Source organism: Sphingomonas sp. UYP23 (assembly GCF_054059235.1).
On record NZ_JBSSBX010000001.1, the window covers coordinates 798,100 to 811,406 of the forward strand.

Annotated in this window: 15 protein-coding genes and 1 other RNA gene; 7 read left to right on the plus strand and 9 right to left on the minus strand. The window is 67.5% G+C overall.

Translation table 11 applies throughout. The features are described from left to right. Positions 1–78 precede the first annotated feature (78 nt). The gene (locus tag ACVWYO_RS04105) at positions 79–267 is read left to right on the plus strand and encodes a hypothetical protein (RefSeq protein WP_457348906.1); all 189 of its coding nucleotides are present in this window, start codon (positions 79–81) and stop codon (positions 265–267) included. Here the strand turns inward: ACVWYO_RS04105 and ACVWYO_RS04110 are convergent. After that, positions 257–1,237: a cation diffusion facilitator family transporter gene (locus tag ACVWYO_RS04110; protein WP_457348907.1), complete on the minus strand. Its 981-nt coding sequence runs from the start codon at positions 1,235–1,237 to the stop codon at positions 257–259. The genes ACVWYO_RS04105 and ACVWYO_RS04110 overlap by 11 nt on opposite strands. A gap of 196 nt (positions 1,238–1,433) precedes the next feature. On the opposite strand from ACVWYO_RS04110, the gene hrpB reads away from it, so the two are divergent. Together hrpB and ACVWYO_RS04120 are read left to right on the plus strand one after the other, a co-directional pair. Beyond that, positions 1,434–4,034, plus strand: coding sequence for an ATP-dependent helicase HrpB (hrpB, locus tag ACVWYO_RS04115; RefSeq protein WP_457348908.1), 2,601 nt, complete (start codon positions 1,434–1,436; stop codon positions 4,032–4,034). A gap of 9 nt (positions 4,035–4,043) precedes the next feature. Then, on the plus strand, positions 4,044–4,325 hold the full coding sequence (locus tag ACVWYO_RS04120) for an ETC complex I subunit (RefSeq protein WP_457348909.1): 282 nt from the start codon (positions 4,044–4,046) through the stop codon (positions 4,323–4,325). A 75-nt stretch (positions 4,326–4,400) separates the two neighbouring features. On the opposite strand, the gene ACVWYO_RS04125 is transcribed toward ACVWYO_RS04120, so the two are convergent. The 4 genes from ACVWYO_RS04125 to ACVWYO_RS04140 are packed head-to-tail and all read right to left on the minus strand — an operon-like array spanning position 4,401 to position 7,080. Then, a complete protein-coding gene (locus tag ACVWYO_RS04125) occupies positions 4,401–4,913 on the minus strand; it encodes an NUDIX hydrolase (protein WP_457348910.1) in 513 nt (170 codons plus the stop codon). After that, positions 4,910–5,593, minus strand: coding sequence for a TPM domain-containing protein (locus ACVWYO_RS04130; protein ID WP_457348911.1), 684 nt, complete (start codon positions 5,591–5,593; stop codon positions 4,910–4,912). Before ACVWYO_RS04130 ends, ACVWYO_RS04125 begins: the two co-directional genes overlap by 4 nt. Further along, positions 5,593–6,462: a TPM domain-containing protein gene (locus tag ACVWYO_RS04135; protein WP_457348912.1), complete on the minus strand. Its 870-nt coding sequence runs from the start codon at positions 6,460–6,462 to the stop codon at positions 5,593–5,595. Before ACVWYO_RS04135 ends, ACVWYO_RS04130 begins: the two co-directional genes overlap by 1 nt. A 33-nt stretch (positions 6,463–6,495) precedes the next feature. After that, positions 6,496–7,080 carry a LemA family protein gene (locus tag ACVWYO_RS04140; protein ID WP_457348913.1) on the minus strand — a complete coding sequence of 195 codons (585 nt, stop codon included), beginning with the start codon at positions 7,078–7,080 and terminating at the stop codon, positions 6,496–6,498. Positions 7,081–7,164: 84 nt separating this feature from the next. Between ACVWYO_RS04140 and mscL the strand changes: the two genes are divergently transcribed. Then, positions 7,165–7,596: a large conductance mechanosensitive channel protein MscL gene (gene mscL, locus ACVWYO_RS04145; protein ID WP_457348914.1), complete on the plus strand. Its 432-nt coding sequence runs from the start codon at positions 7,165–7,167 to the stop codon at positions 7,594–7,596. Between the two features lie 120 nt (positions 7,597–7,716). Here mscL and ACVWYO_RS04150 read toward each other — a convergent pair whose 3' ends face one another. Continuing rightward, complete coding sequence (locus ACVWYO_RS04150) at positions 7,717–8,148, minus strand: RrF2 family transcriptional regulator (protein WP_457348915.1); 432 nt, start codon at positions 8,146–8,148, stop codon at positions 7,717–7,719. Positions 8,149–8,242: 94 nt separating this feature from the next. Here ACVWYO_RS04150 and ssrA point away from each other — a divergent pair. After that, positions 8,243–8,587, plus strand: a transfer-messenger RNA (tmRNA) gene (gene ssrA, locus ACVWYO_RS04155). Between the two features lie 71 nt (positions 8,588–8,658). Further along, positions 8,659–9,753 carry a DNA polymerase IV gene (dinB, locus tag ACVWYO_RS04160; RefSeq protein ID WP_457348916.1) on the plus strand — a complete coding sequence of 365 codons (1,095 nt, stop codon included), beginning with the start codon at positions 8,659–8,661 and terminating at the stop codon, positions 9,751–9,753. A gap of 9 nt (positions 9,754–9,762) precedes the next feature. On the opposite strand, the gene ACVWYO_RS04165 is transcribed toward dinB, so the two are convergent. From ACVWYO_RS04165 to ACVWYO_RS04175, 3 genes are all read right to left on the minus strand, one after another. Beyond that, positions 9,763–11,151, minus strand: coding sequence for a UdgX family uracil-DNA binding protein (locus ACVWYO_RS04165; RefSeq protein WP_457348917.1), 1,389 nt, complete (start codon positions 11,149–11,151; stop codon positions 9,763–9,765). A gap of 10 nt (positions 11,152–11,161) precedes the next feature. Further along, positions 11,162–12,412: a putative DNA modification/repair radical SAM protein gene (locus ACVWYO_RS04170; protein WP_457348918.1), complete on the minus strand. Its 1,251-nt coding sequence runs from the start codon at positions 12,410–12,412 to the stop codon at positions 11,162–11,164. Between the two features lie 75 nt (positions 12,413–12,487). Beyond that, on the minus strand, positions 12,488–12,853 hold the full coding sequence (locus ACVWYO_RS04175) for a hypothetical protein (protein WP_457348919.1): 366 nt from the start codon (positions 12,851–12,853) through the stop codon (positions 12,488–12,490). 144 nt (positions 12,854–12,997) lie between these two features. Between ACVWYO_RS04175 and ACVWYO_RS04180 the strand changes: the two genes are divergently transcribed. Beyond that, positions 12,998–13,303, plus strand: coding sequence for a hypothetical protein (locus ACVWYO_RS04180; protein ID WP_140846804.1), 306 nt, complete (start codon positions 12,998–13,000; stop codon positions 13,301–13,303). The last annotated feature ends 4 nt before the right edge of the window (positions 13,304–13,307 follow it).

Below are 13,307 nucleotides of genomic sequence, written 5' to 3' on the forward strand. Positions count from 1 at the left end.
CGCTTCGGCGGTCGTTGCCACTTTCCAATTGTGCGGAATGGCGCATAGTGGCGCGGGCGCGGCACAGGAGCATCGAGCATGTTCGTCGATTTCCAGAACGAATGGACCCCGCCCGAACGGCCCGAACCCAAACCCGCCCCGCGCCAGAACAAGCGCGCCGAATCGGTGACCGCCTGGATCATCGGTTTCAACCTGCTGATGCTGCTGGTCGGGCCACTCGCCGGCGCGACCTTGTTCGATGCGGTGGTGGCGCTGTTCAGGCGCTGAGCGGCGACGTCTGACAGCCCGATTTGGCGGTCTGCGCCTCGGCACCGACCAATTCGACCTGCAACGTCGCATGACCGATCCCGAAACGCTCCTTGAGCATGGCGCGCGCGCGGTCGAGAAACGCGTCGCCCGGATGCCCGTCGGGCATGACGAGATGCGCGGTCAGCACGGTTTCGGTCGTGCTCATCGGCCAGATATGGACGTGATGGACGCGCGCGACGCCGGGCAGCTCGCGCAATTCCTCCCAGACTTCGTCCGAATCGATGCTGCGCGGCACCGCCGCCAGCGCCATCTCGACCGATTCGCGGAGCAGGCCCCAGGTCTGCAGGAAGATCAGTACGGCGATGACGATGCTGACGATCGGATCGATCCAGGTCGCGCCCGAGAGCCAGATCACCAGTCCCGAGACGACGACCCCCGCCGACACCATCGCGTCGCTCGCCATGTGGAGATAGGCGCCGCGAATGTTGAGGTCGCCCTTGCGACCGCGCATGAACAGCAGCGCCGTCGCCCCGTTGACGAGGATCCCCGCCCCCGCCACCCAGGCGACGATCGGCCCATCGACCGGCGCCGGCGTCGCGATCCGTTGCACCGCCTCGAGCACGATCGCGCCGAGCGCGACGAGCAGCAGCAGCGCGTTGAGCAATGCCGCGAGGATCGTCGATCCCTTGAGGCCATAGGTAAAGCGCTTCGACGCCGCACGCCGCCCGAGCGCGATCGCTGCCCACGCCGCACAGAGTCCGAGCACGTCGGACAGATTGTGCCCGGCATCCGCCAGCAACGCGACCGACCCCGCGATCAGCCCGAACACCACTTCGCCGACGATGAAGGCGAGGTTGAGCGTGATGCCGATCGCAAAGGCGCGGTCATGCCCCTCGGCCGGCGGGCCGTGATCGTGCCCGGCATGGCTATGCCCGCCCCCGTGCGAATGGCCGTGCGAATGTCCATGATTGTGCGAATGGCTGGCCACGACGTTCTCCGAAACTCTGGGCACCCGCCTAGCATCGCGATTGCGGGATATACTAGGACGTTGGGACGCAAGTCGCGGTTCCCGCGTACCGCTCGGATGCTCCCCCAACAACGCGCTGTTCTCGCGCTGCACGATCGGGCACAGCGCGGTGCATCGTGGTCGCTTCCGCTCCCCCTTTCCGTGTGCGTCGGTCGACATGACGCTGCCGATCCTCGCCGTCCTGCCCGGTCTGCTCGCGACGTTGCGCGACACCAGCAATGCGGTGCTCGTCGCGCCGCCCGGCGCGGGCAAGACGACCGCGGTCGCCCCTGCCCTGCTCGACCAAGCGTGGTGCAGCGGCGAGATCCTGTTGCTCTCCCCGCGCCGCCTTGCCGCGCGGGCTGCGGGCGAGCGGATGGCGGCGACCGCCGGCGAACCGGTCGGACGCACCTATGGCTATGCCACGCGGATGGATTCGAAACGCTCTGCCGCGACGCGGGTCACGGTTGTCACCGAGGGCATTTTCGTCGCCCGCATCCAGCAGGACCCTGAACTCGCGGGTGTATCCGCGGTGCTGTTTGACGAGGTGCACGAGCGCAGCCTCGACAGCGATTTCGGGCTCGCGCTGGCGCTCGACGCGCAGGCCGGGCTGCGGCCCGATCTGCGGCTGCTGGCAATGTCGGCGACGCTCGACGGCACGCGCTTTTCGGGGCTGATGGACGGCGCGCCGGTGATCGAGAGCGCGGGGCGGATGCACCCGCTGACGCTGCACCATCTCGGCCGCGCGGCCGAGGCGCGGATCGAGGATTCGGTCGCCGCCGCAGTGCGCCTCGCCTTGCGCGAGCAAAGCGGCGGGATTCTTGCGTTCCTGCCGGGCGTCGCCGAGATCGAGCGCACCGCCGAACGGCTCGACGGCTTGGGCGATGGCATCGTCCTCCATAAGCTGCATGGCAGCCTCGACCCCGCCGCCCAGCGCGCGGCGATCGCGCCCGACGCCACGGGGCGGCGCAAGATCGTGCTCGCGACCTCGATCGCCGAGACCAGCCTGACGCTCGACGGCATCTCGGTGGTGGTCGATTCGGGGCTCGCGCGCCGTCCGCGCTACGATCGCGCCGCCGGGATGACGCGGCTCGTCACTGAGCGCGCGAGCCAGGCGGCGGTGACGCAGCGCGCGGGGCGTGCCGCGCGCCAGACCCCGGGCGTCGCGTATCGGCTGTGGGAGGAAGCCGCGACCGCCGGCCTCCCGCGCTTCGACCCGCCCGAAATCCTCGAGGCCGATCTGTCCGCCCTGACGCTCGACTGCGCGCTGTGGGGAGTCGCCGATCCGCGGAGCCTGCGGTGGCTCGACGCGCCGCCCGAAGCCGCGGTTCAGGAAGCGCGCGCGCGGCTGTCGGCGCTCGACGCGCTCGACGAGGACGGGCGCCCGACGCCCCACGGCCAGGCGATTGCGCGCCTCCCGCTTGCGCCGCGGTTGGGCCATATGCTGGTGCGCGCCGGCGCGCTGGGTCTGGCCGACGTCGCTGCGGACGTCGCGGTGCTGCTCGGCGAGCGCGGGCTTGGCGGGACCGATGTCGACCTCGAGACGCGGCGCCGCCGCTGGCGCAGCGAACGGGGGCCACGTGCGGAGGCCGGGCGGAAATTGGCGAAGCGGTGGGCCACACTCTCTCCCCTCCCGCTCGCGAGCGGGGCTGGGGGTGGGCGCGCGCTTTCAACCGGCGCGAACGGCGATAGCGCGAGCCCACCCCCCACCCCCCGTGCTGGGTCGGCTGTGCCCCAGGCACAGCCTGAACAGCGCGGGGCGCTGTTCACCCAACACTCGCAAGCGGGGGGGGGAGAAGAAGCCGTCGCCATCGCGCTCGCCTTCCCCGACCGGATCGCACGGCGCCGCGACAGCTCGGGCGAAACCTGGGCGTCGGTCGGCGGGCGCGGCTTCAAGCTCGATCCGACCACCAGCCTCGCGCGCGCGGAATGGCTCGCCGTCGCCGAAACGCAGGGCATGGCCTCGGGTGCATGGATCCTCTCGGCCGCCGCGCTCGACCTCGCAACGATCGAATCGCTGTTCGGCGATCGGATCGCGACGCATCGCACGGTCACGTTCGACCCGGCGACCGGCGGCATCCGCGCGCTGCGCGAGCGTCGCCTGGGGTCGCTGCGACTGTCGAGCGGCCCCGATGCGAACGCCGACCCGGATGCAATCGCCGCCGCGCTGCTCGAAGGCGTCAACGCGACCGGGCTCGCGCGCTTGCCGTGGAGCGACGCCGCGCTCGCGCTGCGCCACCGCGCCGCCTTCGCGCAGGCGCATGGCGGCGCCGAACTCGCGCTCGACGATACCGCACTGCTGGAACGCGCCTACGAATGGCTCACCCCGCTGCTCGCCGGCAAGCGCCGCCTCGACACGATCGACTCCGGCGCGCTGACCGAAGCCTTGCGCACGCTCATCGGCTGGGACGCGCTGAAAACGATCGACCGCCTCGCCCCGACGCATTTCACCAGCCCGGCGGGATCGAGCCATCCGATCGATTATGACGCCGAGGGCGGCCCGCGCGTCGATCTGCGCCCGCAGACGCTGTTCGGGCTCGCGACGCATCCAATGATCGCGGGTGGGCGCGTGGCGCTCGTGCTGAGCCTCACCTCGCCCGGCGGGCGGCCGATCCAGACGACGCGCGATCTACCGGGCTTCTGGGCGGGAAGCTGGTCGGCGGTCGCCAAGGAAATGCGCGGCCGCTATCCGCGCCACCCTTGGCCCGACGACCCCGCCGCAGCCTCTGCGACACTGCGCACGAAAAACGCAGATGCGCGGCGTCAAGAAGCACGATAAGGAGACCCCATGTCGATCGCCAGAATCTATCAGCGCCCCAAGAACGCCATGTCGTCGGGCCGTGCCCGCACCACCAGCTGGGTGCTCGATTTCGCCCCCGCCGAGGCCAAGCAGGCCGACCCGCTGACCGGTTGGGCCGGATCTGGCGACACGCGCGACCAGGTGCGGCTGAGCTTCCCGACACAGGACGCCGCGATCGCTTATGCCGAGCGCGAAGGCCTCGCCTTCACCGTCGTGCCCGCGCCGACCCGCACGCTCAAGCTGCAGAGCTACGCCGACAATTTTCGCTGATTGCGGTTGGGCTCTGAACGCGTCGTGCCGTAGCGCTCCGTCGCTACGGCTGCGAGACAGCCACTGCGGGGCGGATCAGGCCGCCAGAATTCCGCCGCTGAGCAACAGCAGCATCTTCACGTCGATCGCGACACCCTCGCTGCGCTTGGCGGCAACGAACGCGGCGATCTCGCCGAGCGGAACGCGGTGCACGGTGATGTTTTCACCGTCGACGCCGCCGCCGGCGCTCACCTTGGTCAGCCCTGTCGCGCGGACGAGGGTAAAGCCTTCGGACACCATCCCCGGCGACGAATGGAAAAAGCCGATCGATTCGATCGCAGTCGCGGCATAACCGGTTTCTTCCTCCAGCTCGCGGGCAGCGGAGGTGTGAATGCTTTCGCCCTCGGTCTCATCGCCGACCAGTCCGGCTGGAAGCTCGATACAGCGCCGCCCGAGCGGCACGCGATATTGCTCGACCAAAATCACCGCGCCATCGTCGATTGCCAGGATGACCGCGGCGCCGATCCCGCGCGCGCGCGTCACATATTCCCAGGTACCGTCCTTGATGACCCGAATGAACTTGCCGTCCCACACCGTCTCTGCGGTCATACTTCGATCAGCCTGTCAGGAAGTTCGTTGCGGTCGTCGGCGGTCTTGGGGAAGGTTTCCGAGAGGATCAGGCCGATCTGCCCGACCGCCGCGGCCATGCCGGCGGCGGGTCGCCCGGCGCGCGATTCAGCGACCAGTGCCGCCATCGCCGCGCCCCAGCGTTCGGCCGGGACTGCCCGGTGGATCGCCTCGTCGGCAACGATTTCCGCCATGCGCTCGTCGCGCGACAAGTACAGCAGGATGCCGACGCGCGCCGCAGTGCGCCGCTCGGCGCTGACCTTGAAATACTGGATCGCGCGACGTCGGACGCGCCGCGCCCGCGTCGCCTTGGGCACCAAGGCAATCCGCCACGCGGCGTTGCCGAGCGCATACCGGACGATCAGGAAAACGATCGCCTCGACCACGAGCAACGCCGACAGCAGGAGGCGCGGATCGGCCGGCGCATCCCACTCCCCCGACAATCCCCCGAGCCAGCGTTCGATCGCCGCCGGATCGATCGCGAACAGGGCGACGACGAGCAGCATCGCTGCCACCGCATAATGCAATGCGGCATCGCGATACTCGTCCGAGCGATCGCTGACGATCGTCACGATCTCGCCGTCGGTCCCCGCCTCGGCGGCCTTCACCGCCGCGAGGACGAGCGCGTGGTCGTCCGCGGTCAGATGAGCGGTGCGCGGCATTACCAGTCTCCCGAGGCGCCACCGCCCCCAAAGGATCCGCCGCCGCCGCCGGTGAAGCCACCGCCGCCCCAGCTCCCGTCGGAACCGCCGCCGCCGCCCCCGCCGCCCCAGCCGGAGTCGCGACGTGAGTCCCCGCCGCCGAGCCCGCCGAGCATCGCGCCCCACAGTACCGCCGATCCGACTCCGTCATGATATTGCTGACCGCCGCCGCGCCGGCGCAGGCTCGACAGGATGACGAAGCCGATCACAAGGCCCCAGAAGATCAGCCCGAACGGCACGCCGCCACCACTGCGCGTGCTGCGCTTGTGGCTCGCGTCGAACGAGGCCGCTGCCTTGTCGAGATTGGCCTTCTGCTCCTCGGGCGATGCGCGCAGTTGCGCTATCACGGCATCGGTGCCCGCCTCCATCGCGCCGGGAATATCGCTCGGCTGCTTCTTGAGCAGCGGCAGCATTGTCTCGCGGATCATCACGCCCGAAAAGGCATCGGTCAGGAAGGGTTCTAGACCATAGCCCACCTCGAGCCGGGGCCCGCGATGGCCAGCCGCCTCGTTCGGCGCGATCATCAGGATCGCGCCGTTGTTCACGTCCTTCAGGCCAACGCCCCAGGCACGCCCCAGCCCAACGCCATATTCCGACAGCTCGCGCCCCTGCAGATCGGGAATCGTCGCGACGACCAGTTGTCGCTTGGTGTCCTTCTGCAGCGCCTCGAGCTTGGCCGTGAGATCGGCCTTGGTCGCCGCCGGCAACACGTTGGCGGCATCGACCACCAACCCAGTGAATTTCGGATAGGTCTGCGCCGCTGCCGGGACGAGCCCCAACAGCAGCGCGACCAACGTCGCAAGCAAGGCCTGAATCAGGCGCATCGGCATCACATCGCCTTCAGGGCCTTGGGCCCGGTTACTTTAATTGGTGTTGCCGAAATTGACCGCAGGTGCCTCTTCCGCGCCTGCGCTCGTCGCCTTGAACGGCACCAGCGGCTTCGCGCCGTAGAACATCTTGGCGCCGATCGCGTCGGGGAACGTGCGGATCGTCGTGTTATACGATTGCACCGCGTCGTTATAATCGTGGCGCGCGGTCGAGATGCGGTTCTCGGTGCCTTCGAGCTGCGTCATCAGCGTGGCATAATTGCCCTGCGACTTGAGCTCGGGATAGGCTTCCTGGAGACGCTGGAGCGACATCGTCACGCCGGCCTGCGCCTTCTCGTAACTGGCGACCTTGGCAGGATCGCTCAGATCGGCGCCCGACACCTTGACCTGCGACGCCGAGGCGCGCGCCTGGGTCACTTCGACGAGGATCGACTTCTCCTGCGCGCCGGCAGCCTTCACCGTCGAGACGAGGTTGGGGATGAGGTCGGCGCGGCGCTGATAGTAATTCTCGACGTCGGCCCATTTGGCCTTGGCATTCTCTTCCGCGGTCGGAACGCTGTTGAGCCCGCAGCCGGCCAAGGTGACGGCGCCGAGGAGAACGAGCGGAGTGCGGTACTTCATGTCGTAGGGATCCCTTCAGATCTTGCGTCACCATGATAGCTGGGTACGGTGGCCTCGCGAAATGAAATCGGAAGGGGCCGCGCGATGTTCAAGGAGTTCAAGGCATTCATCGCTCGGGGGAACGTGCTCGATCTCGCCGTCGCGGTGATCATCGGCGCGGCGTTCGGCAAGATCGTGACCTCGCTGACCGACGACGTGATCATGCCGATCATCGGCAAGATCTTCGGCGGACTCGATTTTTCGAGCTATTTCGTCGTGCTGGGCAAGGTGCCGCCGGCACTTGCGGGATCGTCCGATTATGCAGCGCTGAAAAAGGCCGGCGTGCCGCTGTTCGGCTATGGCGCGTTCGTCACCGCCGCGGTGAACTTCCTGATCGTCGCCTTTATCATCTTCTTGATCGTGCGGGCGGTGAATCGGCTGATGTCCAAGGCTCCCGAGGTGATCGCCGAACCGGTCGAGCCGACCGACGTCACGCTGCTGCGCGAGATCCGCGACGAGCTGAAGAAGCGGCCGTAAACCTCGGATAGCCCCTCCCCTTCAGGGGAGGGGTTGGGGTGGGGACGTATAAGCACGGGTCAGGTCTCGGTGAGACTCCGCCCCACCCCCAGCCCCTCCCCTAAAGGGGAGGGGAGCACGTCAGGCCGCGACCAGTTCCTCTGCAGTCGCATCCGCCAGGCTGGTGCCATCTAAAATCCGCGCGGTCTCGTCGCGTACGCGCATCATCGCGTGGCGAATCGCGCAGCTCGCCTCGTCCTTGCAGTCCTTGCACGAGCGATACGCGGTACGGCTGACGCACGGCACCAGCGCGAGCGGCCCTTCGATCACGCGGATGATCTCGCCGAGCGAGATCAGGTGCGGCGGGCGCGACAGGCAATAGCCGCCCATCTTGCCGCGATGGCTGTGCAGGAACCCGGCCTCACGCAGATCGGCGAGGATCAGTTCGAGGAACTTGCGCGGCACGTTCGCCTCGGCGGCGATGCGGTTCATCGGGATCGGGGGGCTTCCGGCGGGGGCTTCGGCCAGGAACATCATCGCGCGGAGCGCGTAGCGGGAACGTTGCGTCAACATGATACTATACCCCATGCACCCGATTTGTGGCGAGTGAAAGGCGGAAGGTGTCAAACCGGGCCTTTTGCTCACGTTGCGATGACCGCTTTCATCGCCCCTTTTCACGCGGCTGTAACATGCCTATATCGATCGTGCCGGGCTTGCCCGGCTATGGTGATAAAGTGCGGCGTAGAATAGATGCAGCGGACCCGGGGGCAGTACCCGGCGACTCCACCAAAACCCCTCTCTCCAGAGGGGCTCTGACGGGGTCGAACTAGGATCGACGTGTATTGAAAGGCGCTGTTTTTGCCCAGGCTGAGTAACCTGTTCAAGGCTCATAACCACAAGTGCAAACGATAACCATGCACTCGCAATTGCGGCGTAACACTAAGGCTTAACGGCCTAAGTTACACCTACAAGAGCGCGGTCCGGGCCGCACCGGGCAACAGAAGCGGACACCGGCGGTCCGGGGGGCACCGAGCAACAGAAGCTCCCCACCTAATCTCTTCGGCGAGTAGCGTTACGCGAAGCATGGCCGACTCCGAAGACGCCCCCCCTCCCGCACAGCGCAAGATCATCCACATCGACATGGATGCCTTTTACGCCTCGGTCGAACAGCGCGACGAGCCGTCGTTGCGCGGCCGCCCTGTCGCAGTCGGCGGATCGCGCGCGCGCGGTGTCGTCGCGGCGGCAAGCTATGAGGCGCGCGTCTTCGGTGTGCGCTCGGCAATGCCGTCGGTTACCGCGCTCCGGCGCTGCCCCGACCTCGTGTTCGTGCCGCCGCGCTTCGACGTCTACGGCGCGATCTCGCAGCAGATCCGCGCGATCTTCGCCGATTATACCGACCTGATCGAACCGCTTTCGCTCGACGAGGCGTATCTCGACGTGACCGAGGACCGCCACGGCCTCGGCTCGGCCAAGGCGATCGCCGAACAGATCCGCGCGCGGATCAAGGCCGAGACGCGCCTCACCGCGTCGGCGGGGGTGAGCTACAACAAGTTCATCGCCAAGCTCGCCTCGGACCAGAACAAGCCCGACGGCATCTGCGTCATCCCGCCCGCGCGCGGCGCGGCGTTCGTCGCGAGCCTGCCCGTCAAGCGCTTCCACGGCGTCGGCCCGGTGACCGCGACGCGGATGGCGGCACTCGGGATCGAGACCGGCGCCGATCTGCTCGAGCAGCCGCTCGCCTTCCTTCACGCGCATTTCGGCAGCTATGCCGACTATCTCTACGGCGCCGCGCGCGGGATCGACCATCGCCCGGTGCGCAGCAACCGCGCCACCAAGTCGGTCGGCGCCGAACGTACCTTCGAGACCGACATCGCGTCGCCCGCCGATCTCCACGCCGCGCTCGACCGTGTCGCCGAGGCGGCGCTGGTGCGGATCGAGCGGCACGGCGTGCGCGGCCGCACGGTCACGCTCAAGCTGCGCTTCTCGGATTTCCGCACGATCACCCGCGCGCACTCGCTGAGCCGCGGCGCGTTCGATCGCGAGAGCTTCGTCGCGGGCGGGCGCGAACTGCTCGACGCGCAGTTTCCCGTTCCGCTCGGGGTGCGCCTGCTCGGGCTGACGCTGTCCGGGATCATCGAAGGGGAAGAGACGAGCGAGCAGGCGACCTTGCCGCTGTAAACCGTGGCGCTACGCCACCCGCTCCCCTACGCGCTGCAGATCCTCGACGAAGCGCGCATATTCCGCATCCGCCGCTGCGCGATCCGGAATGCGCAGCAAATAGCTTGGATGCACGGTGATCCACGCTTCGCCCCCACCGGGCAGCGTCAGCGCGCGCCCGCGCTCCTTACCGATCGTCACGACGCGCCCGAACAGGCTGCGCGCCGCCGTCGCGCCGAGCGCCACCGTCACCTGCGGGCGCACGAGCAACTGCTCCTGCTCGACCCACCAACGGCACGCGTCGATTTCGCCGGCGTCGGGCTTGGCGTGGATGCGCCGCTTGCCGCGCGGCTCGAACTTGAAGTGCTTGACCGCGTTGGTGACGTAGACACCCGCGCGATCGATCCCCGCCGCCGCGAGCGCACGGTCGAACACTTGCCCCGCCGGCCCGACGAACGGCCGCCCCGCCAGATCCTCCTGATCGCCCGGCTGCTCGCCCACGAACATCAGGCTGGCATCGACCGGCCCTTCGCCGAACACCGTCTGCGTCGCGGGCTTGTACAGCGAGCAGCGTGTGCAACCCGCCGCCTCGTCACGCAAAGCCGCCCCCGCCGCGTCGATGTTGTCGCCGATGTCGCGCTTGGTCTGTGCCGTCGCCATCATCCCACTCTCGCGCGCCTGCGCGCCCGCGATCAGCCCCGGCACCAGCGCGGTCTCGGGCATATTCTTCCAATATTTGCGCGGCATCTCCTTCAGCATCGCGCCGATCTTCAGGCGCGCCGGGTTGAAGATCGAGGCATAATAGGTCTTCCACACCTCTTCGATCCGATCGCCGTCGGGCGCATCGCCCTTCGCTGCGCCGGGTCCCTCGGCAAGCGTCTCGCCATCCCAATGCAGCGACAGCTCGGGCGTGAGGATCGACCAGCGCATGCTGGCAAACCGGTCGAGGAAGAAGCCGGCATTGGCGCGCACGATATGATGCTCGGGCTCGAACCATGCGACGAAACGTGACTCCCCGCCCTCCTCGACTTCGCGGAACCGCAGGAACGCGCGCATCTTGTGGATGTCCTTGCGCACCTCCTGCGCGAGATGCTCGAGCCGCCGGAGCAGCGGATCGGCATGATCCTCGATCGCGCCCGGCTGCACGCGAATCCGCGCGAGCAGCGTGTAGAGCAAGGCGAAGCGATCGGGATCGCTGTGGAGCACGACTTTCTTCGCCAGATCGATAAACGCGCGCGGCACGGCAAAGGCGGGACCAGTGGGCACCGTCGTGTCAGCGGTCGCCGCGAACAGGTCGTTCGGGTTGCCCGCCCCCTGCCAGACCACGTCCTCGGGCGGCACGCCCGCGGCCGCGAGACTGCGCGCGGCATCGCGCCAGCCGTCGAAATCATCGGGTTCGGCAAGAGTTATCGCGCGCATCAGGCTCCCCTTATGCCGCGAACAACTCCAGTTGCTCGATCTTGGGTGCAACCACCGGACGCAATTCGGCACGATCGCTGAGCGCGACCGGGCGCCAGTCCTCGGCGATCAGGAACGGCCGCACCTTGGCGACCGACACCGTCAGCCGTGCGACGTCGGCGAGATGCAGCCGCCGCCAGCGCCGCGCGGCGAGGATCGCGGTGACCGCCTTCACGCCGAGCCCCGGGACGCGCAGCAACGCCTCGCGCGGCGCGCGGTTGACGTCGACCGGGAACGACCCGCGAAACTTGAGCGCCCAGGCGAGCTTGGGGTCGATATCGAGCGGCAGCATTCCGGTCGTCGCATCGGCGGCGGCGACGACATCGGCGGAGGTGTAATCGTAGAAGCGCATCAGCCAGTCGGACTGGTACAACCGATGTTCGCGCATCAGCGGCGGGCGTTGCAGCGGGAGCACCGCGCTCGCATCGGGGATCGGGCTGAACGCCGAGTAATAGACGCGGCGCAGGCCGAAACGGTCATACAACGTCGATGCCTTGGTGACGATATCGCCATCGGTCGCGGCGTCGGCACCGACGATCATCTGCGTCGATTGCCCGGCCGGCGCAAAGCGCGGTGCCGACTTGAAGCGCTTCTTCGCATCGCTCGTATCGAGAATCGCGGTCTTGGTGTCGCCCATCGCGCCCTCGATCCGCGCGGCCGACTTTTCGGGCGCGAGCCGCGTCAGCCCGGCGACAGTCGGCAGTTCGACGTTGATCGACAGCCGATCGGCGTGCAGCCCGGCCTGATGCACCAGCTCCGGATCGGCGTCGGGAATCGTCTTGAGATGGATATAACCACGGAAATCATGATCCTCGCGCAGGCTGCGCGCGACCTCGACCATTTGCTCCATCGTGTAGTTGGACGAGCCGATGATGCCCGACGAGAGGAACAGCCCCTCGATATAATTGCGCCGGTAGAAGGACAGCGTGAGCCGGACGACTTCCTCGGCGGTGAAGCGCGCGCGGCGCACGTTCGAACTCTTGCGGTTGATGCAATAATGGCAGTCGAAGATGCAGCTGTTGGTCAGCAGGATCTTCAGCAGCGAAATGCACCGCCCATCGGGCGCATAGGCATGGCAGATCCCCATCCCCTGGTCGGTCGAACCGATCCCCTTCCCATCGCGCGACGTGCGTTTGACCGACCCCGAGGAGGCGCAGGACGCATCATATTTGGCGGCATCGGCGAGGATTGCGAGCTTCTGCTGGACGTCGAGTTGAGCCATGTGTTCGATATATGTTCCGAACCCAGGCGGCGCAAGCGGTTGCGCGGAATGTTTGAGGACTCCCTCGCGGTGCGTCTACAGCCCCAACCCCAACCGCTTCTCGTGCGTCACGTCGCTCTTCGAGCCGACCAGCCGCGTCGCCTTGCCATCGACGCATTCGACTTGTGCGACGATCCGGATCCAGCGCGACCCCGTCGCGGTCTCGATTTCGGCGTCGAGCGCAAAGCCGGTCTTGTCGCGGATTGCGGCGACACGCAGGCATTCGAGCGCGACGCGCGAGGCCGGCGTATAACAGGCCGCGGCGCGCGCGCGGTCGGGCACGCTGCCGCACTTCAGGCCGAAGAGATCATAAACGCCGTTGCTCCATGTCAATTCTTCGGTCACCAGATCGCACGCCCACAGACCGACCGTGGTACTGGTCGGCAGATCCGGATCGTTCATTGTCTTCTCCTGACGACTCATCGGATGCGGTATAGTCAACCCAGGTTAAGCAGATGTAGGCGAAACCCGATTGTTCCAGAGGCAATGCAAAGTGCATGTCGCTGGAACGTTTCGCGTGCACAATCATCAAAGGGTATCTCGATCATGCGCCACCTCTTCCTCTCGCTCGCCGCTGCCTCGCTCGTCATTCCGGCGACGATGGCCCTCCCGACCGACAAGGCCGAAGCGCGCAAGCATCGCTACTACGGCAAGTCGAGCCGCCATTATAACTGCCGCCGCTCGTCGGGCACGACCGGCCTGCTCGTCGGCGGCGCCGGTGGTGCGCTCGCCGGTAACGCACTGGGCGGCGGCGTGCTCGGCACGGTTGCCGGCGGCGTTGGTGGTGCGTTGCTCGGCAAGCATCTCGACAAGCGTCACGACGCTGCGCAGAACCGTCGCAACGGCTGCTAATCTG

Excerpts from the sequence above, each read along its gene's own strand:
- ACVWYO_RS04105 (WP_457348906.1), top strand. The coding sequence starts at position 79 with ATGTTCGTCGATTTCCAGAACGAATGGACCCCGCCCGAACGGCCCGAA.
- hrpB (WP_457348908.1), top strand. The coding sequence starts at position 1,434 with ATGACGCTGCCGATCCTCGCCGTCCTGCCCGGTCTGCTCGCGACGTTG.
- ACVWYO_RS04120 (WP_457348909.1), top strand. The coding sequence starts at position 4,044 with ATGTCGATCGCCAGAATCTATCAGCGCCCCAAGAACGCCATGTCGTCG.
- ACVWYO_RS04125 (WP_457348910.1), bottom strand. The coding sequence starts at position 4,913 with ATGACCGCAGAGACGGTGTGGGACGGCAAGTTCATTCGGGTCATCAAG.
- ACVWYO_RS04130 (WP_457348911.1), bottom strand. The coding sequence starts at position 5,593 with ATGCCGCGCACCGCTCATCTGACCGCGGACGACCACGCGCTCGTCCTC.
- ACVWYO_RS04135 (WP_457348912.1), bottom strand. The coding sequence starts at position 6,462 with ATGCCGATGCGCCTGATTCAGGCCTTGCTTGCGACGTTGGTCGCGCTG.
- ACVWYO_RS04140 (WP_457348913.1), bottom strand. The coding sequence starts at position 7,080 with ATGAAGTACCGCACTCCGCTCGTTCTCCTCGGCGCCGTCACCTTGGCC.
- mscL (WP_457348914.1), top strand. The coding sequence starts at position 7,165 with ATGTTCAAGGAGTTCAAGGCATTCATCGCTCGGGGGAACGTGCTCGAT.
- ACVWYO_RS04150 (WP_457348915.1), bottom strand. The coding sequence starts at position 8,148 with ATGTTGACGCAACGTTCCCGCTACGCGCTCCGCGCGATGATGTTCCTG.
- dinB (WP_457348916.1), top strand. The coding sequence starts at position 8,659 with ATGGCCGACTCCGAAGACGCCCCCCCTCCCGCACAGCGCAAGATCATC.
- ACVWYO_RS04165 (WP_457348917.1), bottom strand. The coding sequence starts at position 11,151 with ATGCGCGCGATAACTCTTGCCGAACCCGATGATTTCGACGGCTGGCGC.
- ACVWYO_RS04170 (WP_457348918.1), bottom strand. The coding sequence starts at position 12,412 with ATGGCTCAACTCGACGTCCAGCAGAAGCTCGCAATCCTCGCCGATGCC.
- ACVWYO_RS04175 (WP_457348919.1), bottom strand. The coding sequence starts at position 12,853 with ATGAACGATCCGGATCTGCCGACCAGTACCACGGTCGGTCTGTGGGCG.
- ACVWYO_RS04180 (WP_140846804.1), top strand. The coding sequence starts at position 12,998 with ATGCGCCACCTCTTCCTCTCGCTCGCCGCTGCCTCGCTCGTCATTCCG.